The sequence below is a fragment of the Hymenobacter terrenus genome, from assembly GCF_000972495.1.
In the GTDB taxonomy this organism is placed as follows: domain Bacteria; phylum Bacteroidota; class Bacteroidia; order Cytophagales; family Hymenobacteraceae; genus Hymenobacter; species Hymenobacter terrenus.
Window position 1 is genome coordinate 96,818 of record NZ_LATM01000011.1, and the last position, 26,073, is coordinate 122,890.

Sequence of the window (26,073 nt, forward strand, 5' to 3'; positions counted from 1 at the left end):
ATTTGAGTGCCCTTCCCTTGGGCGAGGAGATGGTCAGCGGATGGCTACTGCCACTAAAACAGCACCGATACCTGCATCCGACCCGTGTGCACGGTATTCAGCCCGTTGGCTTTGCGGCCGTCATAGGCTAGCGTGATATTAAGGCCGTTGCTGAGGCGCTGCTCCACGTTCAGGTTCCAGGTGAAGTTGCTGCCGGGGCGGAGGGCGTTGAGGATTTCGATGGCCACGACGGAGTTGGGGTCAGTGGCATCAAATTTCACACGGGTATAGCGGGTGGCCGCCGTCAGCGTGCGTTTGTTCACCTGGCTCAGCCGGGTTTCGATGCCTAGCTCGTCAAAGATGCCGGGGCTCAGTTCGGCGTCGGGAATGTCGAGCGTATTCTGTTTTTGGGTGTGCAGGTAAGTGCCGGTGAGGCGCAGCGAAGGCGTGGGCTGGTAGCTAATTTCGGGCTGCACGGCGTAAATCAGCAGGCGGTAGTTGCGGGTGGGCAAGTAGGTGCTGCTCGATTCGCGGATGTCGCGGCTGCCGTTGAGGCGGCCCGTGAAAGAGGTGGCCAGCGTCCGGCGCACGAGCAGGCTCTGGGTAGTCAGGTTGCGCACGTCGGAGCCCTGGGCGAGCAGAGTTTTCTGCTGGGTTTGCTGTATAGTAAGCTCCGCCCCAAAAATGGGACTCGACCGGTTGAAGTAAAGCGTGTTGCGGAAGAGTTGGTTGAAGGCCAGCAGCTGGTCGTCCTCCTTATCGTAGCTGAAGGGGCTCAGGCGCGAGAGCAGCGAAGGGTCGGTGGTGCGGCGGTCGACGGTGATGCTGCTGAGCGTGGCGAAGCGCGACGCGGCGGCGCGCCAGCCCCCGGCTTCGCGCCAGCCGCGCGGGGCCGCCGTAGTGAGGCGGTAGCTGAGCCGGTTGGTGAAAGCCGTGATGTAGTCAGCAGTAGGCAAGTAGACCTTAATAAAGGTCCGGTACTGGGCATCCGGCGTCTGAGCCTCAAAAAACTCCTCCTTTTGCTGCTGCCCATCGCCGTTGGTATCAACGTAGTAATGAGTACCCTGACCAGCGGGCACGGCCAGAAAAGAATAGTCACGCTTCAGCTCACGACCCGTGGCTACGCTGTAGTTAAACTCAGAGCGAATTTGGTTTTGCAGCAGGCTGGCGTTGTAAAACACCTGCCCGAGCACCGTGCGGTCGCGTGCGAGGCCCAACGAATCGAGGTCACGATAAGTGGCCAGCACGCGGATGTCCTGGTTTTTACCAAGCCGCGAGGCCATCGTGCCCTGCCAGGTTTGGGCAATGCCCCGCCGCTGCAGGGCCGTTTGTTCCGGGTTGGGGGCCTGGTCGCGGCGGTAGCTGTAGTCGAGGCGGAACTGGGTGCGGGCCGAGTCGCGGCTCTGGAGGAACACGTTGTGCTCGTCGAAATAATTGGCCGAGCGAATAGTATCGGTACTGGTCGAGCTGACGCGGTTTTTGTCGAAGCGATAGGTGTAGCCAGGCACGATGTTGCCACCCACGAAGCGGCCCGTGGCCTCGCCCCGCGCCCAGTCGGACTGAAAGCGGCCAGCCTCGGACTTGAGCACGAACAACGAGCCGCGCATTTCCAGGTTGCCAACCTTTTGGGCCGCATCTAGCCAGTGCTGCAGCCCGTTCACCTCGCCGGGCCGGAAACGGCGGCTGAGGCGGTAATTGACGTTGTTGTTGATGTCCTTCGCCAGCCCCAGGCTGAAATTAAAGATGTTGTCTTCGCGGGCTGTGGTGCCGTTGGCATTGCTTTGCAGAGTGCCGGTAGCACTCCAGTTGCGGTCGAACTCAATGTCACGGTAGCGGTCAATCGGCGAGAAGCGCTTGCCCGTGTACTCATAGTCCAGAGTGGAGCGCAGGCGGTAGTCGCGCAGCACCCCCGTCAGGGCCTTCGGCAGGCGCCGGTCCTGCACCACGTAGCCCGCGCGCACGGCCACGTCCTGGTCGCTTTCGTTCGAGAAACGGTTGCGGTCAAGTCGGGAGCGGGCCGCATCCGCAAACACCGTTGTGCTGCTGTCTATCTGGTAGCTGACCCCACCGGTCACCATTTGCTTGAGCAGCGGCGTGGGGATGCGGCGCAGCGGCAGGTAGCGCCCCAGGCCGGGCCCCACGTATTGGTACACACGGCCGTTGCTACTCAGCTCGGTGGTCGACAGGTTGTAGTCGCCCCTACCCGGGCCCACATCGGTGAAAACCACGGAATATACTTCGCGCAAGGTATCGGCACCCACGGCGCGGCGGTATTGGCGCGTGAGGGGGTCGCGGTTGTAAAGCACCTGCGTCCGGTTGTATTGCACCAGCGTGGCCCCGTCGGCTTCGGCAAAGGCCACGTTACCGGCCTGTTGCAGCCGCGCCCGCTGGGTACTGTCCAGGTTGAGATTGGGGGCGTTGTCGGGGTTGTCGGCTTCCTGATAAAAATTGCCGTGCACACTCAACCGACCCAATTGCTGATAGTGGCTCAGCGCATAAAGGGAACGGGCATAATTAAGGTCCGAATATTCAAAATCAATCTTAATCCGCGTGTTGCGGGTGATGAGGTGGCGCGGCGTAAACGTGACTTCGGCCAGGTTGTAGTCGATGGTGTAGTCAGCATCGAAGCCCCGGGTTTGCAGGCGGCCGTCCAGGTACACCTTTTCCGAGTTGGCCAGCACGATGATAAACTGCTCGCCATTGGGGCCACTGAGGCGGTACGGGCCCTGCACGTTTTCAATGGGCGGCACGTCGGTACTGGCAAATTTACCCTTGGCTACCCCGCCCGCCGCCGAGGTAGAAGAACGCCACACCAGCCCCTTCCGCACACCCGCGCTGTTTACCGTGGCCCCCGCCACCGGTGCGCCATCGCCCACCGGCAGGGGAGCCCCGCCACTGCCCTGACGGTTAGGGTCGGTGAGCTGGGGCTGGCTGATGGCCGGTGGGTTGAGGGTACTCGGCGACGGTCCGCCGGGAAAACCATTTGGTCCCCCGCCCGGCACACCGCCGGGCAACTGCCCGGCCGTCCCGTTCAGAAATACTGCATTCGATACTCCCGGCGCTGCCCCCAAGCCTGATAGGCCCACAATGGGCGGGCCAAAATTAGCCTCCGCCGCGGCACCCTGGATGTTTTTATAGTAGCGCAGGAAGTAATCGGGCTTGTTGCGCAGTACCACGTCGCCGGCCGTCAGGTTCCAGTTGGGATTTGTGAGGGTGATGTAGATTCTGTCGAACTGCTGCAGCTGCTGAGTGTTGCCCTCGGGCTGAAACGGCACGTTTTGGTCGCTGATGGCTGCCGTTAAGTTGATGTTATCGGCCAGCTTGCCCTCCAGCTGCAGGTTCAGGGCCGAGTTGACGAACACGTTTTGGGTATTGCCAAAGCTGATGCCCCGCGCCAGATTACCCGTCTTATTGATGCCCGGCGTACTCAGAATCTGCTCCTTCACCGAGAAATCCTCAAACCGCATTGCCCCCTGCCGAAAACCCAGGCTGTCCATCAGCCGCAGCGGCCGGCGAAACCGGGCAGCCGACAAGCTCAACGGCAACACCCGGTAGTACAGCAGGATAGAATCGGGCAATGGTACGCCGCTGCTATCGCGCGGGGCCGGCCGCACCCAGCGGTAGCGGTCGGTGCGGGCGTCATAGTCTACTGACTGGCCATTAGTCGTGACGGACGAAGGCACCGCGGTCAGCGTATCGGTAAGGGCGAAGCTGGTAGTATCGCGGCCCGGCTCGAGGCGCACGTAGCGGCAGCGCCGGGTGTTAGGTGGTGGTGCCTCAGCTGGCTTAGCGGGCCGTACCTGCGCCCTGGCGTTTTGAGACAAAAAAATCAGCGCCGCGACGAGCAGGCCCGCAAAGGGAAAGCACAGGCGTAAGCGGCGAATCATAGAGTAAAGGTCGGGTTTGGCGAGTAACGACAGAGGCGAGTGGTTTCGTGCCGTTGCGGTTACATTCAAAAAGGCATCAGCCCGCCAGCGGCAGCTCAATAAAGAAGGCCGTGCCCTCCCCCACCACAGTTTCAAACCAAATTTTGCCGCCCGCGCTTTCAATCCCACGCTTGGCCACGGCCAACCCAATACCTGAGCCGCTGGCCTTGGTAGTGAAGTTGGGCACAAAAACCTTTTCGCGCACTTCTTCCGTGATGCCTGCTCCATTATCCCGGATGGCTACCCGAATACGGCCGCTATCTGCCGCAGCCAGCGACACGTCGATATGCGGCTCGCGTCCCTCGGGCACGGCTTGACGGGCATTGATCAGCAAATTGTTAAAGGTCCTGACCAATAGATTTTCATCGGCATACACCACGTAGCAGCCCGTTCCGGCGTCAGGAGGCAAGTGTAGCTCCAAGGCACCATCATCGGCGTCGGGCTGATGCAGGGCGGCGCACCGACGCAGGATAGCCGCCACATCGAGCCGCTCCGGCCGCATGGCCGGCAGGTTGGTAAAAGTGCTGAAGCTTGTGGCGATGTCACTCAGCACGTCAATCTGGGTAATGAGCGTCTGGGAAATGCGGCCGATGAGCTCCTCGGCATTGGCGCGGCGCTCGGTTATGGCTTTTTGCAGAAACTGCAGGCTCAGCTTCATCGGCGTGAGCGGGTTTTTGATTTCGTGGGCCACCTGACGGGCCATTTCGCGCCAGGCTGCTTCTTTTTCTTGGGCAGCCAGCTCGCGCTTGCTGGCCTCCAGCTTGGTGAGCATGGCGTTGTATTCGCGCACCAGCAGACCAATTTCGTCGTCGGAGCTACGGTAGTCCAGCAGCTCGTTTTCGCCAGTAAGGGTAGTTTGGGTCAGCTTCTCCGTGATAAGCTTGAGGGGTGCCGTCAATTGCCGCGCCGCCGCGAAAGCCAACCCCAGAAATAGCAAAAACATTAGGGTGAAGATGTTGAGAATGGTGGTAAAAAGCTCCGTCAGCTTGGTATTCAACTCTTTCTCCGAATCGAAAAAAGGAATTCCTACATAACCCAGAATGGGCCCGGTCGGCAGAGCCGTCTCGTCCAGAGCAGTTGTTTCCTCTCTTTGCAATGGCGAAACAGCTTTCGAAGAAACCGTCCTAGCGGTTCCATGCCCACCACCGTGACCAATGGTATGACCCGCCAAATCGGCCACCGCCTCCTCCCCCACACCCGCCCGCACGGGCAAGTACAACGAATTGAACGACAACGACCCGGCCCGCTCCGTGAGCAAGGCGCGCGGTCGTTTGCGCTCCTTCAACGCCACTTCAGCGTGCGGATTCAGCAGCGGCCCCAACAGGCCCGCATCGAAAATCAACGGCTGGCTACTGGCCAACAGCTCCCCGTGAGCATCGTATAGATTGAGGTCGGTTTCGGTGAGGGCCGCCACGTTTTTGGCCAGAGCAGCCAACGTGGGCCGCGCGGTGCTGTCCGACAGCAAGTGGCGTTGCCGGCGCAGGCTCTCCAAAGCCAACTGCCCGCGCCGCTCATAAGTGCGCGCCAAATCACGCTGGTACGAGTCAATTAGCTGACTAGCTGTGGCCACACTCACTACCACCAGCGGCACCACAATGCCCACATTCAGCAACAGCTGGATGCGGGTACTAAAATTGAGCCGCAACCGCAAAGTGGCCTGCCCCCGCATCAGGAGCACGCCCCCGCCCACTAGCAGTAAGAAAAACGACGACAATAAAAACTGAAACGAGAAATTAGCCAGCCAGTCGCTTACCGAATAAGTGGCTGTGGTCACGACCACGGTGCGGTCTTGCGAGCCTCGTACGGCAAAATGGTGGTAGCCCCGGCGGCTGATGCCCCCCACGTAGAGGCGTGGCTCGGCTAGCAAGGCCGGGGGCAAACGGTTGGCGTAGTCGAAGTCACCTTCGCTGTACACCAGCCGCCCACGATTGTAGCCCGCACAGCTCAGTTCCGTAGCCAGGCCGGGCTGAAAGAATTTTTGGTCAACTAACAGCTCGGGCAACACACTATAAGCCGTGAGTTTTTTCAGGGTGAGCTCCACCCGCACCGCGCCCAGGGGCAGGCCGAAACCGTTTACCCGCGTGCCCGGCACGGTGATATGTGCCACGTAGCGCCGTGAGCTGAACGGGTTACCGGAATGCACCAGGTACACACCGCGCTGGTCAGTCGGGGTGGCAATACGCTCGGTTTCGGCCCGCGAAGCAGTCAAGTGGGGCGTGCCTGGCAGCGCCCCAACCGGCTCACCCGCCTCATCGTACAAAATAATGTTACTCTCGTATTTATCAAAATAACCGCCCAGATACTGCCGGGCGATACGCTGCCGCACCGCCTCGGGTTGACCAAACGCTGCCGACAACGACCGCCGGACAAAAGGGTCGGCGGCAATATTCCGCATCACCACGCTCAGCAAATACTCCCCTTGCAAGTCATTATCGATTAGCAGGTTGCCTGCCAGTCGCTGCTTATCCACCAACAGCTGCTTTTCGAAATGCGCGTACAGGGCCAGCGCCCCGGTAGCCGATGTCAACGCCAATAATAGTACGATGAGCACCGAAGCTTGATAGCTGCCCATGGTGGGCGCCGCCTGCATGCCCACAGCCCGCACCAGCGACGCAAACAGCAGCAACACGCCCAACAGCAACACCCACGGCAGCCCCAGTGCCAGCCCAGCGCCCAGCACCGGCAGCGCGACCAAACCCGGCCCTAACAGCAACACCCGGCGGGGCACGTGTTGCAGCAGCGTCCCGGCCAGCTGCGTCAGCCCAAAAAAGCCCACCAGCCACGCCGCCGTGTGCAGCAGCACTGTCAGCGCCAGCAGCAGCCAAAAGCCGGTTATCTGCAAGTTGCGGGTTACATCCAAGCTCAGCTGTGAGCTGCCGAAGGCGGTGGAATAGTATTCGAACAGCAATAGCAGCCAGCTACCAAAGGCCGCACCGACAGCTGCCGCGACCAGAGCTTGCCTTCCCGCTGTACGCGGCGCCTGCACGCGCGCCAACACCCCAAAACGCCGCCAAAGCGCCGCGCCGCCCGCAGCAACCAACAAAATCAACAGCGCATCCAATAGTAAATCGCCCAACGATGGCGCCCACCATGAGGCAGCATACACGCGCGGGTCAAACAAGGGTAGCTCGATAAACGAATACGGCAACCCCATGTACAGAAGCACCACTCGTAGCGCCACCAACGGCAACAACATAGCCGCTACGGATGCGCCTGCCCGCCCGGCGCGCCACCAACGCCAAGCCAGCACCAGCCACCCGGCCGCATATAGCAAGCTGCCCAACCCCAGCAGTGCCAGTGGTACATACTGCCCCGTCAGCGGGTTGGGTTTTATCGTTTTAATAGAAAATAAGTAGTGCCCGTCGGCGGTTTCAAAGCGGGCCCGGTTATTCGAGGCGCTATCGGCTATCACTTGCAGTTCCATACCGCGAAACAGGGCCTGTTCCCCCCCTTCTCGCAGATACCGGTTACTAATGCCATAATGCCGCTTCAATGGCAAATAGGTTAGAATGAGAAACCGGCCCGCCGTGCGGCGCAGCAGTAGGAAATGCCCAACTGACGTTTCAATCAGGCCCTCCGAGCCAGTACTGGTGGCTTCCGCTTCGGGTCTCAGGGTGGTATCGGACCAGTAACGCAAAGTACCGTTTTCAAGGATGCACGTTGGGTAGGTAGTTTGTGCCAGCAACTTTTGGAAGCTGTAGCTACCATGCAGCAGTTGAGCAGCCACAATACTAGCTTCACGGCGGGCCTTGGTTTCGGCCTCACGCACGAATTGCTGCAAGCGCGCCACATCAGTGCGCTGCACGACGGCCGGTGCCTGGGCATATCGACTAGCTAAGTAGCCACCCACAAAACAAAGCGCTGCTCCCAACAGCAACAGCCAGGGTAGGCGCCCCCAAGCAGAAGGACGAATCACGGAGTGGTCCGGATTTGGAGAAGAACGCAGAGAAGAAAGAGCCAAGTAGTTGGTCTAAGCTATTGATATCAATTATCGCCATTTTGCTGCTTGTTAAGTGCAGCAAAATACCTCTCGAAATAAACCGCAGTTCGTCTTATCTTGCTACTTACCCGTCGGTCATTAGCGCAGCGTTACGCTTACCTGCAAAATCCACGCCTAACAAAAAATGCCACTTATCAGTGGCATCATTCTTCATTGAAAACTCTGCACTCAACTCATAATTTCCTGGAGTAGCGCGAATCAAAATGCTCCTTCCCAAAGCGTAAAGCATCACTGCGCGCATACCCGACCATTAGAGGCGCAAATAGAATAACAGCAGTAAACATCACCGCTGCGTAACCTTAAATCTCCAGGTCGTGGCCCAAAAGTACAGCACCATCTCCATGATAAATGGTCAGATGCGGTAGCTGGTATACATCGCTCCCAACAAAACCGTATCTCTCGCTCGAACGCCTGTTCGCACAAAAAGCACTTCTACGGCATCTTATCAAACTTTCACAAGTTTTTTTTACGCTGAGTAGGCAAATAGCTTGCGCTGAGGCAGCGTAATACCAGCAATCAACGAAGCAGTATCAGCCACTATTTCTTTGCTACTGCCTTGGGATGCGTACGCCGATACCAGAAATACCCAATGGCACCCATCAGGATGTAAGGCACTGTCATCATGTACACGATGCCCTTATTGAGGCCCGCTACATCATAGTCGTCCCGCTCCTGCCGAGCTGCTTCCACCTGCGATTTACACATCACGCATTGCGCACGGGCAGTCAATGGTGCCAAACTCACCAATATCCCCAGTAGCAGGGCGAAAGTCGCGGCAAAAAAGGTCTTTTTCATAGAATGACAAAACACTAAGACTAGAGTAAAGTTTCTGTTTTTAACCTTCGCTCGTTCGTATATAGCACTCACGCGTAGCGAGAGACTAACTTGTTAGGAGCATTAAGTATAATACGGCGCAATCATAAAGTAGACGATTACGCCTGTTACCGATACGTACAGCCAGATTGGAAAGGTCCACCGGGCAATACGCTTGTGCTTTGTGTATTGTCCGGTCAGGGCAAAATATAGTGTAAATAAAACCAGACCTACCGTTACCACCGCCAAGCTAATGTGCGTCAGCAGTAAGAAAAAATACACGTAGCGCACGGTCCCTACACCACCAAAATGCGTGCTAGGCACCTGTGAGTGGTAGGCCACGTACGACAACAGGAACAGCCCACCCAGTGCAAACGCCGTCCCCATCATGGCCCGGTGGCGTAGCACCTGCTTCTGACGAATGAAGTAGTAGCCAGCCAGCAGGCAAACCGCCGTCAGTGAATTAAGTACTGCATTCACTGCGGGCAGAAATTTCACCTCCGCGCCGGGAATTCGGAATAAATTAGGAAATGAAAAGAGCACTGCTACCAATAGCGGTACTACTACACCAAGTGTACCAAGGACAATCTTGTAGCGTGTGTAGTCACCCGGCGCCATCACGGGCGGGTGCAATTGTTCAGTGGGGGTGTTCATAATCGTAGAGCTGCACGGTGACTTCCGTGAGTAACCGGTCTATTTCGCGGCCGTCGGTGCCGTCATAAATACCGCGTACCCGACGTTGATTGTCAATCAATAACAGCCGGCCTGCGGGAATGTTGGCAGTATAAACTGCTCCCGGCAAGCGCTTTGGGTTGGCAGTCAGCCGAAACTCTCGTAACGTTAGCTTTTTAAGTGTATCAACGGGCCCGGTCAGGAAAAACCACTTACCAGCAATGGTGCCATACTGCTCGGCTAAACGAGTTAATGAAGCGGCTTTTTCAGCATCAGCATTTAGTACGAACGTGGCTAAGCGCACCCGAGGTTCGTGCCGAAACTTCTCCTGTACCCGAAGCAAGGCGCGGGCAACACTTGCACTGACCGCATCATCGCCATAAAATTGCGCGATATAAAGTCCTTTGCCCAACTCTTGGCTACTCACTTCGCGGCCTGTAGAAGCAGATAGCTGAAATGGCGCTACTTGGTGGAAAACAGTATCGCGCCGCCACTCCCCCCCAACCTGCGTGGAATCGACGCGGTCAGGCAGGTAAGTGGGCAGCGCGTAACGGTTGGTGCCGAAGCGAAAAAGGAACAGAAAAGCCAGTACCGGCACCAATAGCAGCAGCCCCAGCAATAAGGTTTGGCGGGGCCGCATCCGCTATTTGAACATGTTTTCCAACACTTCGCCGATGAATGAGCCTTCGGTAATTAAAGCTACCAACAGCCATATCAGCAGCGCCACTGGTACCAAGATGGTCCAAATCAGCCCTTTGGTTTCATGCTTTAAGTGCATGAATTCAGCCACAATAAAGAAGGCCTTGAATATAGTCAGGATGATGAAAATGCTGTTGCGCAGCGTGCTCGGATGCATCAAGAAAGCGAATACAAATTCGATAGCCGTAATGCCGACCAGAATGCCGAATACCCGCCAAATCCAGGCAGTGTTTGGTTTAGCGATTTCGCCAGGGGCGAGCGGTTGCTCAGTAGTTGCGTGAGAAGCCATGTCTTTAGAATTATGAATTATAAGTTATGAGTTATGAATTGAGAAACGGCGAATGTGCGGAACTCATAATTCATAGTTTGTAACCCATATATCAATTATTAAACGAGGTAGAAGAAGGTGAATACAAATACCCACACCAAGTCTACGAAGTGCCAGTAAAGGCCTATCTTCTCAACCATCTCGTAATGACCGCGCTTCTCAAACGTACCATTTGTGGTAGCAATAAAGCACCAAATTAGTAGACAGACCCCTGAGAAAACGTGGGTACCATGGAAACCGGTGATGAAGAAGAATAGGTCGGCGAAAAGCACTGGTCCGTATTGATTCATAGCTAGGTTAGCGCCATGAAACACGGTGCCATCGGCCATGAGGGTACCTTCGGTGTGGCCGTGGATGAAGTGACTCCACTCCCAAGCTTGGCTGCACAAGAAAATGCTACCAAACAGGATAGTCCACAGCAGCCACTTCTGCACATCAGCTTTATCCATGCGGTGGCCCGCTTCCACGGCCAATACCATTGTCACGGAGCTCAATATCAGAATCATCGTCATCAAAGCCACGAAACCCAGAGGCACGTTGGCGTCGCCCATACCGGGGAAGGCGTTGAAGACATGGTCCGGAATAGGCCACCAACGCGTGCTAAACACAAAGTCCTTGGCCTCGCCGGTAAAAACTTCATGCTTATGGCGAATCATGCCATAAGTGGTCAGGAAAGCGGCAAAAGTAAAAGCATCAGATAGCAGGAAGAACCACATCATCAGCTTGCCGTAGCTCGCCTTAAATGGTTCGTTGCCGCCGTCCCAGGTGCCGGTGCGCGGGGCGTCTTGGGTAGCGGAGGCAGCGGGTGGCTGCAAAGTGGTCGGTTGGGCCATAGCGGACAGCGTATCGTCGTTTTAGTGGTTCAAAAGTAAGAACAAATACAGGTACAGCCAAAGGCCGCCCAAGAAGTGCCAGTACAAGGTAGCGTTACTGATAGAAAGCATGGCACGCGAATGCACCTGATAATTAAGCGCCCGACGAAGCACCACAGCCACGAAAATAAGTCCCGTAATCAGGTGAAAAGCGTGCACCCCCATCAGCACATATACGAACGAACCTGAAGGATTGGCATCGGCGCCGCCGAAGTAAGTGTTACCCGCCACCAAATCGCCGAAGCTATGATACTGACCGGCCAGGAATGCTAAGCCCAGTATTAGAGTGATAGCCAAGCCGGTCTTTATTCGACCAATTTCGTTTTTACGAGCCGAGAAAAAGGCCCACTGCATGCTGCCACTACTCAGGGCAATAATGATAGAGTTGATAAGCAGTGAGACCGGGAGGTCAAACTCGCGCCAGTTGCCCTCATCGCGCCGCACGATGTAGCCGCTGGTGAAGGCTGCGAACATCATCACGATACTAAAGATGAGCAGAATGAGCAGTACACGCTTAGGATGCCAGCCTAACCCGACTTCCTTTTCAGCTAAAATTTCGGAAGGATTCATAATAATGGAAGCGCCCGCTTGCACCGACGCCAATTAATGATAAAAAAGGAGAAACTACGCGCTTGCGCAGCTCATCTATAACACCGAATGACTAGATTTTGTCCAGTACTAACGCAATTTGCACGATGGGCAAATAGAGAAAAGAGGCAAACATGATACGCAGTGCCGCCTTGCGCGACTGAGTCCTCATGAGTTGCACCGTCAGCAGCAGAAACAACACCCCGCATACCACTGCCACTAGCGCGGAAATTCGGCCCGAAATATTGAATTCCAATGGCAACAGGCTGAGTGGAATCAGGAGCAGCGTGTAAGTCATTATCTGGAATGCGGTACGCATATCACGGTTACCGGGCGAAGGCAGCATCTTAAATCCTGCGCGCTTATAATCTTCATCCGCTACCCAGGCAATGGCCCAGAAGTGCGGAAACTGCCACATGAACTGTATCCCAAACAACACCCAGGCTTCTACCCCAATATAGCCGGTAGCAGCAACCCAACCAATGAGTGGCGGCAAACCACCCGGGATAGCTCCTACTGCCACACAGATTGGCGAAATAGTTTTGAGAGGCGTATAAATGAAGCCGTAGAGAATAAGCGACAGCAATGAAAGCGCAGCCGTGAGCGGGTTAAAATAGTAGGTTAGCAGAGCAAGCCCAGCTACGCCTAAAATCACGCAAAATATCCACCCTTCAGCCGGTGAAATAATGCCCAACGGCAACGGCCGTTTGGCAGTACGGGTCATCAGTTTGTCCAGTTCCCGCTCATGAATCTGGTTGATAATGTTGGCGGAGCCTGTAACGAGCAGGCCTCCCAACATCACAAGCACAGCCCGGCTCCAGCTAAATCCATGTGCTCCCAGCATATACCCAATAGCGCTGGAAAACGCCACCGTGAACGAGAGCCGGAACTTGAGCAGTTGAAAATAGGCGCGGGCCTTAACCATCAATACCTGTTGTAATTTCGTTACCTAGCTCAACTTATTGAGCATAGACCAAACGGGGCCGCAAAGTTACGCAACAACCTGCCGGGCGGCATCCGTGGGTGCAATAGTTTCTAAGGTTTTTCGTGCACGTGTTACTGCTAATAGCAGCAGGAATTGTATCCCAAACAAAACCGTAGCTAGCGTGAGATGGACCGGCTGCACCGCTGCGGGCAATGCAAACGACGCCAAAACAATGCCCGCCAGAATCTCTAGACTAATAATAGTGAGTGTTGCTGTTACAAAGCGGCGTAAACGCGACTGAGCAAGTTGCCACAGTTCGTAGCTAACATAAATGTTCAGTAGTACTACTAAAGCGGAAACCGTTCGGTGCACACTAAAAACGCTGCCAAGCCTAGACACCCAGGTTTCCCGACTTAGGTAGCCAGCCGCGGCTGAGACAATATCCACTTGTTCTCGCACCTGTGTTCCCAGTGTAATCTGCCAGAATGTAAGAAGCAGCGCGGCCCAGAGGGCAAGCTGTAATCCCAGACTTGGCCTTTTACCAAGTTTAGCAGCGTATAAGGGTATCACTTGCCGTGTTTCCAGAGAAATTTTCTCCGTTCGCCATTGTGCCCGGTCAACTGCGTACAATAATAAAGCTACTATCAAAAGCGCTAGTGCCATGTGGACTGTTACCATAACAGGCAGCAGGTTGGTTGATACTACAAGTGAGCCCAAATAACCCTGTACACCAGTTAGCAGAAATGAAGCGAGAGACAACCAAAAGATGGCCCTGTCGCGCCGCCAGTAAGGCAAGGCAAAAACCACCGTCAGAAAAATAAATAGGCCAATGAGAGCACCCAACAAACGGTTTAGGTATTCAATCCATGTTTTAACCGGATTAAAATCCGTCTCGATGTATTGTGTGGGATGGGCAAAAATGCTGCCTGCCACTTGAGCAAAACCTATGCGTTGCAGCGTGCGAGCTAACTTTTGATTTTTCGCCACCCGCTGGGCGGTATAAATTTCTTTGTAGTTATCGGGTAGTTGGCTAGCTTTAGTAGGCGGCACCCAACTACCGAAGCATTTGGGCCAATCAGGACAGCCCATACCACTCCCCGTGCTACGAACAATGCCGCCCACCAAGATGAGCAGGTAAACTGAAACGACCGTGAGGATACCAACGGAGCGAAAGCGACGCGCGGCAGGACTAATTTGAACGCTTGTCATATTGAAAAATGAAACGCAGCTGCCAGCTTCAACTACCATTGCGTGCTAGCTATTTCTTCAAGTCCTAATCACTCGGCCAAATCAGTGACACAAAAACGGGCCGCCGATTTGGCGGCCCGTCTTGGGACTTAGTCGATTGTAATAGCCTAGTCGGCCATATCCTGCTCGTAGGGCAAGTTCGACGAATGTGTTTGCGAGTATGGCACGTTCTGCGGAATAAAATCCACCTCAGAGCCAGGCTTGCTGTAATCGTAGGGCCAGCGGTACACAGTAGGAATCTCGCCGGGCCAGTTGCCGTGGCCAGGGAGGACAGGCGTTGTCCATTCCAGCGTGGTTGAGTTCCAAGGGTTCTCAGTAGCGCGACGGCCGCGGAAAATACTATAAAAGAAGTTGAAAATAAAAATAAACTGACCGAGGAAGGCAACGATGGCTGCAATCGATATAAAGCGGTTCATATCAGCGAACTGCGAAAAAGCATCAAAACCAGTCCAAGCGTAGTAGCGACGGGGGAAGCCAGCAATACCGACATAGTGCATCGGCATAAACACTAAGTACACCCCAATGAAAGTCAACCAGAAGTGGATATAACCCAGCTTCTCATCCATCATGCGGCCGAACATCTTCGGGAACCAGTGATATACACCGGCGAATAGACCAAAAAATGCTGAACTACCCATTACTAAGTGGAAGTGAGCCACCACGAAGTAAGTATTATGCATCTGAATATCCAATGTGGCATTGCCGAGGATGATACCCGTGAGACCACCAGATATGAATAGCGAAACAAAGCCAATACCGAATAGCATAGCCGCTGTAAAGCGAATATTACCACGCCACAACGTAGCCAACCAGTTGAACACTTTCACACCTGAAGGCACAGCGATAATCAGTGTCAAGAACATGAAGACTGAACCAAGGAAAGGGTTCATACCCGTCACGAACATATGGTGGGCCCATACTACGAACGACAGCAGAGAGATGCCAATCAGCGAACCAATCATAGCACGGTAGCCGAAGATGGGTTTACGGGCATTCGTAGCTAATATTTCGGACACCATGCCCATGGCTGGCATGATTACGATGTATACCTCGGGGTGCCCTAGGAACCAGAACAAATGCTGAAACAATACCGGCGAGCCACCTTGGTTACTCAAAGCCTGACCAGCAATGTAGATATCAGACAAGAAAAATGATGTGCCAAATGACCGGTCAAACACTAGTAACAGAGCAGCCGAGAACAACACAGGGAACGATAGAATACCAAGAATGGCAGTCAGGAAGAAGGCCCAGATAGTGAGCGGCAACTTGCTCATGCTCATGCCCCGGGTACGTAGGTTGATTACTGTGGTAACGTAGTTTACACCACCTAACAACTGGGAAACGATGAAAAACACCATACTCACCAACCACAGCGTCATACCTGCACCCGAACCCGGGATAGATTGCGGCAAAGCGCTCAGCGGTGGGTAGATTGTCCAGCCCGCGGCCGCAGGGCCGGTTTCGATGAACAGCGAAGAGAACATGATAACACTCGACAGGAAGAAGAACCAATACGAGAGCATATTCATGAAGCCGGAAGCCATGTCGCGGGCTCCAACTTGCAGCGGTATTAGGAAGTTGGAGAATGTTCCACTTAAACCGGCTGTAAGCACGAAGAATACCATAATAGTACCGTGCATCGTCACGAGTGCCAAATAGAATTCAGGGTTCAGCTTACCAGCCTGAATCCATTTACCTAGGAAAGGCGTGAGCCACTCCATTGAACCTTCGGGCCAACCGAGTTGCAGACGGAATAAGCTTGAGAGCGTACCGCCTAGAATAGCCCAAAACATACCAGTAATAAGGAATTGCTTGGCAATTACCTTATGATCCTGGCTGAACACATACTTCCACAGCCAATGTTGGTCGTGATGTTCGTGGTCATCGTGATGCAGGTGGTCGCCATGCTCAGTGGCGGGAACCGCGGCGGAACCAATACCGCCCTGCGTTTGCACGCCCGGCGAAAGATTGGGTTTAGCTGCCATGTCTGACATAAAGGAATACCGTTTAGAATTGATTAGTAAGAAGCGGCCAGAGGAGCGGGTGCTACCTCTTCGGCTTCGGTAGGCTCAGCAACTTGAGAAACCATTGTTTTGGCTTTCTGTTTGAAAGCGGCCAATACTTCTGGGTTTTTCTGCGAAAAAGACTGCTGAGTTGCGTACCAGTTCTGATAATCGTCCGGCTCGTCCACAATAATAGTGGCCTTCATTGCAAAGTGGCTACCACCACAGACTTGGTTGCAAGCCAACTCGTAGTTGAACTTGGGGTTGCCCAAGCGAGCACGCATCTCATCCGTGGTAGTAGTAGGTGTAAACCAGAAGCGAGTGGGCATACCAGGCACGGCATACATCTGCACGCGGAACTGCGGCATGTATACGGCGTGAAGCACGTCCCGCGAGCGAATCTTAATCAGAACCGGAACGCCTTTAGGCACGTGAATTTCATTAGTGGTAAAATCGTCAAGTGACGATTTATCACTCAAGTCAAAGCCCCACTCGTTCACGGCGTCAATCATCCGATAATTAACTACGCCCAGCTTCATGTCGCGGCCAGGGTAGCGCACAAGCCAGTTAAACTGCTTGCCCATCACTTCAACTACAACTGAGTTCTTAGGTGCCGGACCAGTAATTCGGGTCCAAGCCTTCCAACCGGCGAAAATTAAGGCTGCCATTACTACGGCTGGAATTACTGTCCAAATAACCTCAATCTTGTTATTATGAGCGAAGAAGTAGGCCCGACGGCCATCCTTGTGCTGGTATTTATATGCGTAAATAAACAACAACGTTTGGGTAATGGCGAAAGCTATTCCAATCACCGTCATTGTTGTCCAGAACATGCGCTCCATCTGATGGCCATGGATGGAAGCAATGGGTGGGTTCATCTTGTTGAAGTTCTCAACGAAAGAGTAGGCAAACCAAGCACCACCGAACACCAAGAAAACCAGCATCAAAATAGCGTTTACGCTATTGCTCATGCCAATATCCCGGGTGAAAGTACCCGAAAAAATAGAAGTAAGAATCTGCAAGCGAAACAGCAGGCCGAAGACGACCAGCAGCAACACTAACACCAGCAAAATGGTAAGAGCAGTCATTGCGTTTTTAGTTAAGTATTAAGTAGTAGGTATTGAGCAAACACCTGCTGAACAGGTCCGGCACTCAATGCCGCATACTAAATTCTAGGTAGTGTGGTGGATGCTCTCGTCCAGAAAAGGATGATGAACCGGAACGAGTGAAGCAGAAGCCAGACGGCGTGTGAACAGGATGAGGAAGGCGCCAAGGAAAATAGCCGCAATGCCAATCTCAATCAAGAACCCACTTTCACCCTTCAAAGTTGCCGGCATGAACATCAGATAAAAGTCAGACCAGTGACCCGCAAGAATAGCGATACAGACTATTTTCATAATAATCATCTGGCGCTTAGCATCCCTAGTCATCAGGCCGAGGAACGGGAACACAAAATTGATGATAATGTTAAAGAAGAATAAGCCGGTATAATGTCCTTCAAACCCACCGAGGCGCTGGTTATAGTACACCGCTTCTTCAGGTAGGTTAGCGTACCAAATCAGCATAAATTGAGCAAACCATACATACGTCCAGAAGATGCTGAAGCCAAACATCAGTTTACCCAAATCGTGCAGATGGTTTGAAGTCAGAGCCTTTAGGTAGCCTGCTTGTTTCAGAAATATTGCCGTCAGAGCAATTGCCGCAATACCCGATACCCACCACGAAGCGAAGACATACCAACCAAACATAGTGCTGTACCAGTGTGTATCAACCGACATTACCCAATCCCAAGCCGACATTGAGGAAGTCACGGCGTATAGCACGAGAAACAGAGCCGAAGCATTGATACTCTTATGAAACCATACCGTGCCACCGAGTTGGTCTTCAGCTAAGGATAATTGGCGCAGCTTGTAGCTGAAATAGGCCCAGATAGCGAGGTAAACGACGGTACGAATGAGGTAGAAAGGCAAGTTAAGGAAACCACTTTTACCTGCAATGATGGCATCATAGTTAGGATTTCCCTTATCCATGATGCCATCATGAGTCCAGTGGAAAATGTCGTGACGACCTATAAGGAATATCCCGAGCATGATGACAGCACCGGGAATTATCCAAGCGCTAAGAGCCTCCGCGATACGCTTAACCATGACCGACCATCCAGCATAAGCCACATAGTTGATGGCCATGAATACGGTGCCAATGGTGGAAACACCTAGAAAGAACACATTGCTATGCCACAGGCTCACCAGCACACGCTTAAGCCAAACAGGACTTCCCTCGTGGTGTACCGAAGCGCCCACGCCGTGGCCAGCTGAAGCACCGAGATGACCAGCTGTCTCACCGTGTCCGGCTGCGCCCCAGCCTAAAACGGCAGCCAAGATGCCAAGAATAAGAACTACTACACCGGCGACGATGATGGTAATGAAAGTTTTACGGGCGCCATCCGTAACAACGAGCTGTTCAGCCGTGGCGCTTTCTTGATGCGTCAGAGTTGCCATAGATTATTTGTTGCCGGGAGTGTGTGTAACGCCGGAACCATTGGGAGCGACAGTGCCGCCTTGACCGGGAGTTTCGGAGGCCTTATCCGCCTGAGCTTCTCCTTCCGGCCCTTGGTTAGCGCGGTCAGTTAAATCAGAAGAGTCATCAGCTGTGCTGGCAGGGCCTTTTGCTACCAATTTGCTTAATGCATCAGGGCCTTCGCCCCGCTGTAGCACACGCACATACATGGCAATTTTCCAGCGTTCCTCAGGATTTACCTGTGAGCCGTGAGGCATCATGCGGTTGCGTCCCCACTGAATGACATGATAGATATGCCCATCATTCATTGTCTTGTAAGCGCCCGCGGAATAGTTAGGTACACCCTTAAACTTCAGGCCGACCGGGCCTTGACCGTCGCCAGCCTCACCATGGCAGTGTGAGCAAATGCGAGTATATAGCACTTTGCCTTCTTCCAAGTTTGACTTAGTATAAGGCAAAGGGTTACGCAACCGCCGCTCTGCTATTCCTACACTGTCTTTAGGAATGTGGGTATAGTAGTCAAGCTTACCGCGGGGTACGGTAGCAATTGGAGGCGTGCGCTCGTTGATACCGAAAGCATTTACCCTATTGAAGCCGGACTGCTTCAGCGGCTCATAAGGAATTGGGTCGTACATCTCCGGGGCATATTCCACACCAGGGTCATCGGGCCGGGGAGTACAAGCCGAGGCTAGCCCCAGCGACAATAGCAGCGCCGAAACGCGCAAGCTCAAGTTCAGCGAATGCGTCATTATTTGTTGGTCATTTCTTTTTGGTTGACCTCTGATGCGCCATTGTCGCGCAACAGTTGAGTCAACCGGGGAAACTGCGAGCTGGTTTCGTCCAATTCAATGGCCATTACGAACTTATCGTCGGTAGCACGTACGTCCATCACGGGTACTTTGAAGCGCGGATAAAGCCCTGTGATAGTAAAGAAGGTGAGTGCCATCCCATGGCAGGTAAAGAACACCGTCAACTCAAAAGCAACCGGAATGAAGGCTGGCAGCGCGATGTGAGGCTTACCGCCTACAATCATTGGCCAATCGAAACCCAGCATGTAAATCTGCATCCACAGCGCGAAGGATAAACCAGTCAGACCAAAGAAGAAAGCAGCAATAGGTAGGCGCGACCGTTCGATACCTAAGGCATCATCGATGCCGTGAACGGGATAAGGCGAGAACACGTCATAAATCTTCACACCGGCGGCGCGAATATTTTCTATGGCGTGCAACAGCACGTCTTCGTCTTCGAAGATGCCGACGGCAAAGCGCTTAGTCATGCTTGTTGTAAGTTATAGGTGCCGAAGCCGGAGCACCGACAGCAGGTTGGTGAGCGTGGGCGGCGTGAGCCTTTTGAGGATTGTATGTCGGACCGTTGTCCACTGTGTATTTCAGGATGGTCTTCACTTCAGCCATGTTAATCACGGGGAAAAACTTAGCAAAGAGTAGGAAAAGAGTGAAGAAAAGCCCTAGCGTGCCGAGATACAGAGCAATATCGATAATCGAAGGCGAGAACATGGCCCAGCTAGATGGTAAGTAGTCGCGGTGTAGTGAGGTCACGATAATTACAAAACGCTCGAACCACATACCGATATTCACAATGATGGACAACACGAAAGTCAGCGGAATACTGTAGCGTACCCGACGGAGCCACACCAACTGCGGCGTGATTACGTTGCAGGTCATCATTGAGGCGTATGCCCACCAGTAAGGACCTGTGGCCCGGTTGATGAAAGCATACTGCTCAAACTCAACCTGCGAGTACCAAGCGATAAAGAACTCCGTGATGTAGGCAACCCCTACGATAGAGCCGGTTACCATCATGATTTTGTTCATGAGAGCAATGTGCTCCAGTGTGATATAATCTTCTAAGCGGAATACTACACGGGTAATCAGCATCAGCGTGAGTACCATAGCGAAACCGGAGAAGATAGCTCCTGCCACGAAGTAGGGAGGGAAGATGGTGGTGTGCCAGCCTGGAACCACCGAGGTAGCAAAGTCCATCGATACAATGGTGTGTACCGAGAGTACCAGCGGTGTCGAAACGCCAGCCAGAATAAGCGAAACAGTCTCATAGCGAGACCACGCCTTAGCCGAACCCTTCCAGCCGAAGCTTAGCATAGAGTAGCTAAACTTAGCAATGGTACCCTTGGCACGGTCGCGGATAGTAGCGAAGTCTGGAATCAGACCAATGTACCAGAACACCAGTGATACCGTAAAGTAAGTCGAAATAGCGAATACGTCCCAGAGCAACGGAGAATTGAAATTTGCCCACAGCGATCCAAACGTGTTCTGGAAAGGAAATACCCAGAAGGCAAGCCAAGGACGACCCATGTGCAGAACTGGGAACATGGCGGCGCAGATTACGGCGAAAATCGTCATAGCTTCTGCAGCTCGGTTGATAGACGAGCGCCACTTCTGCCGGAACAGCAGCAGTACCGCCGAAATCAGCGTACCGGCGTGACCGATACCTACCCACCATACGAAGTTGGTAATGTCCCAGGCCCAGTTCACGGTTTTATTCAGACCCCATTCGCCAATGCCATACCACACAGTACGGTACACGGCATAGAAGAACACACCCAGGAAGAATAATGCTACGCTTAGTGCGGCCATCCAACGGATATTGGGTTTGGCTTCCACTTGGTAGCAGATGTCTTGCGTGACGTCATGTAGCGTTTTGCCCCCGGTTACGAGCGGCTCGCGTATGGCTGATACGTGCTGCATAATCTTATAGATTAGTGATTATTAAGCGTTTTCTTTTTCAAAAAACTCTGATTCTGCGTTACGAATCTTGGTCAGGTACGTCACGTTTGGCTGTACGTTGATAGAATCGAGGGCGTGGAAGGCCCGCTCGCCATCTTCACGACGCAATAGCTGGCTAATGCGGCTGTTGGGGTCACGCATGTCGCCAAACACAATGGCTTCGGTGGGACATGACTGGGCGCAGGCCGACACAATCTCGCCATCTACCGGACGGCGCTTCTGCTTTTTAGCTTCGAGCTTGCCTAACTGAATGCGTTGAACGCAGAAAGTGCATTTTTCCATCACTCCACGGGCACGTACGGTCACATCCGGGTTCAGCACCATGCGGCCGAGGTCGGTGAACATATGACCGTTAACAGTTTCGAATTTCTCATTCGAGTAGTACGAGAACCAGTTGAAGCGGCGTACTTTATACGGGCAGTTGTTAGCGCAGTAGCGGGTACCGATGCAACGGTTATAAGCCATTTGATTGAGGCCTTCCGAACTGTGCGTAGTAGCCAGTACAGGGCATACCGTTTCGCAGGGTGCGTGGTTGCACTGCTGGCACATCATCGGCTGGAAAATCACCTGCGGGTTTTCCGAAGGGTCCTCCATGGCTGCGTAGGTAGCCACTTTGCCTTTTGTCTCGAACTCATCCTTATGGTGATCGGAACTATAGTAGCGGTCAATACGCATCCAGTGCATCTCACGACGATTGAGCACTTGCTGTTTACCAACTACGGCAATGTTATTTTCGGTCTGGCAACCCAACACGCACGAGCCGCAGCCGATGCAGGAGTTAAGGTCTACTGCCATGCCCCAGTGATGGTCGTTGTACGTATAGTCCTGCCACAGCGACACTTTGTTTGGTTTTTCCAAACCATCGGGAGTAGCAATTTTCTCGTACTCGGTTACCTCCTTGGGGTTTTTGATATATTGAGCCAGAGTGTTTTCCTGAACTACCGGTTTGCGGTCCATCACCGTATGGTGAGTCTGCGTCTGCGCAATGGGCGAAGAAGCATCCGTTTTGGTCAGGGTTACCACATTGTGGTACGTCACACCGTTTGGGCCTACAAGGGACAATGGGGCAGCATTGGCTCCTACTTGGTCACCAGCTTTACCAGCTAGCGTACGACCATAACCCAGTGCGATGCTAACAGTGCCATTGGTTTGGCCAGGCTGAATCAAAATAGGCAACTCAACCGTGTAACCGTTAGCAGTGACTTTAACGACGTCGTTCTGCTCCCACTTGTTGTCTACGGCCATCTTGCGCGGCACGGCCACGTAGTTACCCCATACTGCTTTTGAAACCGGGTCGGGCAACTCTTGCAGAAAAGGGTTGTTAGCTTCGCAGCCACCTGCCCCGATGCCTACTTTCTCATATAGTGCCAACTCAATACCATTTGCTTTGGGAGCGCCACCAATTTGGGCAATCGCAGCATCCGGCGTCAGCGCGGCATTGACCATAGGTGGCGCGGGAGGCAGAGCAGTGCCGGTAGCTACGCCATCGTGCACTACTTTATCCCAAGCAGCATCGCTAGGGGTTATGGCGCGCCAACTACTCCGAAGATATTTGTAATAATTGGTATTATTACCAGCCCAACGCAGTAAACTTTCCTGAGCCTGACGAGTAGCGAAGAGCGGAGTGATGACCGGCTGAGCCAAGCTCAAGAACCCACGCTTAGGCTCGTAATCATTCCATGATTCCAACCAGTGGTGGTCGGGAGCAGCGTACTGACACAAAATCCCGGTTTCATCCAGCCGGTCGTTCAACGAAATAGTTAACGGTACTTTCGCCAAACCCGATTTCAGCTTCTCACCTAGTGGATGATTGTAGACAGGGTTGGCGTTATAAAATATGACCGCGCCTACGCGGCCATTGTTCATGTCATTGACCAAAGCCGTCATTCGAGCGTCATCGCCTTGGCGCACATAGCTTGGAGCGGCTGGGTTAATAGTCGTGCCCACATTACCCAACGACTGGTTGATAGCCGTTACCAATGCCTGGACAGCTGGGTCATTTGAGCCCGACACCACAAGGCTGGCGCCGCGGTTAGCAGTCAGATCTTTGGCGGCCTGGACCAGTTTATCGCTTTTATAAGTTGATGAGCCACCTGCTCCAGTCACAGCATTATAGAGAGCCAGCGCTACGGCACCCATTTCAGAGGGCTTCACTGGAACGCGAATGTCAGCGTTACAGCCGCTCAGACTCATTGCCGTTTCGAATTGATAATGGCGCGACATGGCTCGCTTAGCACTGCTCACCTTGCGGGTAATGCCGTACTGACGACTGTACTCGACTGGAGAAATCCACGTGCCGAGGAAATCGGCTCCGAGGCTCACAATAATATTTGCCTTGCTGAAGTCATAGCCAGGTACAACACCGTTGTTAGCTTGCAGCAGGCCCGTTACCGACTGCGCATCATACATGATGTGCGTGGTGCTGGGGTAGCGAGTGGCAAACTCAGCAATAGCCCTCTTGGTAGTGGGGCTAATAATAGTTGGCGAGACGATGGCAATGCGACCAGTGGTAGCGGCCAACTTCGTACGAATAGCTTGGTCGACGGCAGCAGCTTCGGCTTTTTCATGGCCATTACCATTCTTGATGGCAAAATGCTGTAAACGTCCTCCATCATAGAGACTTAGTACGGCTGCCTGGCCACGAGCTGATAGACCACCATTGGTGATAGGAGACTCTGGATTGCCTTCTAGCTTAATTGGCCGTCCCTCACGAGTTTTCACCAGTACCGCATTATAATCGGCACCAGTGAAATAAGTAGATGCGTAGAAGTTGGAGATAGCCGGGTCAATCTCTTCAGGCTTGTTCAGGTACGGAATGGCTTTGCGGACCGGTGCTTCGCAAGATGCCAAGGTGGCCGCAGCCACGCCAAAACCCATTAGCTTGAGGAAGTCGCGACGGGGAGCCGAGGTAGCATCACTACTTTCATGGCTTTCCTTGACCGGCATGAACTCAGCAAAAGCCGATTGCATGAATTCCGGAGCGTTTTCCAGTTCCTCAATTCCTTTCCAGTACTTCATTTTTGGGGACTTAGGGACTCGGGAGCTTAGAGGCTTGATAAGCCTCTAGATGACCACGAGGTACTTGAATTTATGAGCGGAATTTTTAATTATAAGTTGGCAAGCAACGACCTTGAAGCTACCAGGCCAGTAACGCCCTAGGCTCCTAAGACGATTTTAACCAATTAGTAGTGGCATTTCGAGCACTCGGTGCCACCATTCGACGATACGGTGAAGGGAGCACCAGCATTCTTAGTGTTGTGCAGCTTCACGAGGTTGTCGTAGTACTTGTTGTCTTTGGTATTGAGTGGCATCTCGCGATGACAGTTGATGCACCATCCCATGGTGAGGGCCGAGTATTGGTAAACCACTTCCATATTTTGGATAGGGCCGTGGCAAGTCTGGCACTGCAGGCCTCCCACTTGGGTGTGCTGCGAGTGGTTGAAGTAGGCAAAGTCGGGCAGGTTGTGGATACGCACCCACTGAATAGGTTGCTTGCGCTCAATGGCCCGGTATATTTTCTTGATTTCGGGCGATTCTGTCTTGATCTGCGAATGGCAATTCATACAGATATTAGCCGATGGAATGTTAGCCGACTTAGATTTATACACTGAAGTGTGGCAGTACGCGCAGTTAATTTGGTGCTCACCAGCGTGTAGCTTGTGTGAGAAAGCAATAGGCTGAGTGGGTTGATACCCTTGAGTCAGGCCTACAGCCATTACACTTTGCACCCCTTCGTAAAGTAAAACCAGAGCGAAGACCGTTCCTACAATACCACGCATAACCGGCGAGCGATAGAGTTTGCCCCAATCGAAGCGCTGCTCCAAAATCTCAACGTCCCGGCCATCCAAGTCTTTGCGCCCCCGCAATACGTCTTTCATTAGATTACCAATGATAACGAGCGTCACCACCAGTACAATCAACACTACTACTAATACAATAAGTAAGATGTCGACATATTTTCCAGCACCTGCTTCGGCACCACCAGCAGCATCAGCTTTACCATCGGTAGCAGCAGCATTGCCAGCCGTGGGACCAGCATTCGCAGCGACACCTGGAGCGCCTTCCTGCGAAGTTACATAAGCAATAATCGAGGTAATTTCCTTGTCCGAAAGGGCGAAGGAAGGCATCTGCTGCTTATTGAATTTGTTGTAAATATTTACAGCATATTCATCGCCACTGGCCACCATTTTGCTGGAGTTCTTGATCCAAGGAATGAGCCAAGAGATAGGCCGACGCTTGGTGATGCCCGCCAGTGCTGGGCCTACTACTTGCTCATTTACGGCGTGGCACTGGGCGCAATTGCCTTTAAATAGAGCGTCACCAGCTGCGATGGCAGCGGCATCAGCACCGCCGGCGGCGGGGGCAGCAGCAGTCGCGGGAGTAGCACCTGCGGTTGCACCGGGGGTCACCCCTTCTTTTTTCACGTCGGCGTTGGCAGTGGCATCTTGAGCCGAAACCCGTTGCGCGCCCGCAAACGTGAGAAATAGCGCCAGCAACAGATGAGGTAACGAACGAAGTCGATTGCTATTCATAAGAAAATAGACGGTAAAACGAAACGCTAGGGCATTTCAAGGCCACAAATGTAGGTCAGGAATCGTAGGCGGCAAAAAGTGGAATGCAATTTCTGGGCATCCTTGGAGGGTCATATCGGGCCTTTTCTATGCTCTCATCCCCTATTCACAGTCGGTTATCCGTTCAACCGCACACTCTCACTTATTACTGCCGGACACCTTCTTGGTTT

At 53.3% G+C, this 26,073-nt stretch carries 18 protein-coding genes; all 18 read right to left on the bottom strand.

The genetic code is table 11. The features are described 5' to 3' along the window. Positions 1 to 53 precede the first annotated feature (53 nt). Positions 54 to 3,866, bottom strand: coding sequence for a hypothetical protein (locus tag WX88_RS14895; protein ID WP_046245183.1), 3,813 nt, complete (start codon positions 3,864 to 3,866; stop codon positions 54 to 56). A gap of 76 nt (positions 3,867 to 3,942) precedes the next feature. Next, on the bottom strand, positions 3,943 to 7,821 hold the full coding sequence (locus WX88_RS14900) for a sensor histidine kinase (RefSeq protein WP_231590716.1): 3,879 nt from the start codon (positions 7,819 to 7,821) through the stop codon (positions 3,943 to 3,945). A gap of 621 nt (positions 7,822 to 8,442) precedes the next feature. Continuing rightward, on the bottom strand, positions 8,443 to 8,700 hold the full coding sequence (locus WX88_RS14905; RefSeq protein ID WP_046245185.1) for a hypothetical protein: 258 nt from the start codon (positions 8,698 to 8,700) through the stop codon (positions 8,443 to 8,445). A 102-nt stretch (positions 8,701 to 8,802) separates the two neighbouring features. After that, the gene (locus tag WX88_RS14910; protein ID WP_082116053.1) at positions 8,803 to 9,372 is read right to left on the bottom strand and encodes a DUF420 domain-containing protein; all 570 of its coding nucleotides are present in this window, start codon (positions 9,370 to 9,372) and stop codon (positions 8,803 to 8,805) included. After that, positions 9,356 to 10,030, bottom strand: coding sequence for a thioredoxin domain-containing protein (locus WX88_RS14915; protein WP_046245187.1), 675 nt, complete (start codon positions 10,028 to 10,030; stop codon positions 9,356 to 9,358). Before WX88_RS14915 ends, WX88_RS14910 begins: the two co-directional genes overlap by 17 nt. 3 nt (positions 10,031 to 10,033) lie before the next feature. Beyond that, positions 10,034 to 10,378: a cytochrome C oxidase subunit IV family protein gene (locus WX88_RS14920; RefSeq protein WP_046245188.1), complete on the bottom strand. Its 345-nt coding sequence runs from the start codon at positions 10,376 to 10,378 to the stop codon at positions 10,034 to 10,036. Between the two features lie 98 nt (positions 10,379 to 10,476). Further along, entirely contained in the window at positions 10,477 to 11,250 is a 774-nt protein-coding gene (locus WX88_RS14925) for a cytochrome c oxidase subunit 3 (RefSeq protein ID WP_046245189.1), read from the bottom strand. Between the two features lie 21 nt (positions 11,251 to 11,271). After that, positions 11,272 to 11,859, bottom strand: a complete 588-nt coding sequence (locus WX88_RS14930) for a cytochrome c oxidase subunit 3 (RefSeq protein ID WP_046245243.1) — start codon at positions 11,857 to 11,859, stop codon at positions 11,272 to 11,274. Between the two features lie 91 nt (positions 11,860 to 11,950). Further along, a complete protein-coding gene (gene cyoE, locus WX88_RS14935; protein WP_046245190.1) occupies positions 11,951 to 12,802 on the bottom strand; it encodes a heme o synthase in 852 nt (283 codons plus the stop codon). A 66-nt stretch (positions 12,803 to 12,868) separates the two neighbouring features. Further along, on the bottom strand, positions 12,869 to 14,050 hold the full coding sequence (locus tag WX88_RS14940; protein ID WP_231590717.1) for a COX15/CtaA family protein: 1,182 nt from the start codon (positions 14,048 to 14,050) through the stop codon (positions 12,869 to 12,871). 107 nt (positions 14,051 to 14,157) lie between these two features. Further along, positions 14,158 to 16,035 carry a cytochrome c oxidase subunit I gene (locus WX88_RS14945; RefSeq protein WP_082116054.1) on the bottom strand — a complete coding sequence of 626 codons (1,878 nt, stop codon included), beginning with the start codon at positions 16,033 to 16,035 and terminating at the stop codon, positions 14,158 to 14,160. A 32-nt stretch (positions 16,036 to 16,067) separates the two neighbouring features. Beyond that, positions 16,068 to 17,141 carry a cytochrome c oxidase subunit II gene (locus tag WX88_RS14950; protein ID WP_046245192.1) on the bottom strand — a complete coding sequence of 358 codons (1,074 nt, stop codon included), beginning with the start codon at positions 17,139 to 17,141 and terminating at the stop codon, positions 16,068 to 16,070. An 84-nt stretch (positions 17,142 to 17,225) separates the two neighbouring features. After that, the gene (locus tag WX88_RS14955; RefSeq protein ID WP_046245193.1) at positions 17,226 to 18,551 is read right to left on the bottom strand and encodes a hypothetical protein; all 1,326 of its coding nucleotides are present in this window, start codon (positions 18,549 to 18,551) and stop codon (positions 17,226 to 17,228) included. A gap of 3 nt (positions 18,552 to 18,554) precedes the next feature. Beyond that, the gene (locus tag WX88_RS14960) at positions 18,555 to 19,205 is read right to left on the bottom strand and encodes a c-type cytochrome (RefSeq protein ID WP_231590718.1); all 651 of its coding nucleotides are present in this window, start codon (positions 19,203 to 19,205) and stop codon (positions 18,555 to 18,557) included. Between the two features lie 113 nt (positions 19,206 to 19,318). Continuing rightward, the gene (locus WX88_RS14965; protein ID WP_046245195.1) at positions 19,319 to 19,846 is read right to left on the bottom strand and encodes a DUF3341 domain-containing protein; all 528 of its coding nucleotides are present in this window, start codon (positions 19,844 to 19,846) and stop codon (positions 19,319 to 19,321) included. After that, complete coding sequence (gene nrfD / locus WX88_RS14970) at positions 19,839 to 21,293, bottom strand: NrfD/PsrC family molybdoenzyme membrane anchor subunit (protein ID WP_046245196.1); 1,455 nt, start codon at positions 21,291 to 21,293, stop codon at positions 19,839 to 19,841. Before nrfD ends, WX88_RS14965 begins: the two co-directional genes overlap by 8 nt. Before the next feature lie 21 nt (positions 21,294 to 21,314). Then, positions 21,315 to 24,350, bottom strand: a complete 3,036-nt coding sequence (locus tag WX88_RS14975) for a TAT-variant-translocated molybdopterin oxidoreductase (RefSeq protein ID WP_046245197.1) — start codon at positions 24,348 to 24,350, stop codon at positions 21,315 to 21,317. Positions 24,351 to 24,514: 164 nt separating this feature from the next. Further along, on the bottom strand, positions 24,515 to 25,864 hold the full coding sequence (locus WX88_RS14980) for a cytochrome c3 family protein (protein ID WP_082116055.1): 1,350 nt from the start codon (positions 25,862 to 25,864) through the stop codon (positions 24,515 to 24,517). Positions 25,865 to 26,073 lie beyond the last annotated feature (209 nt).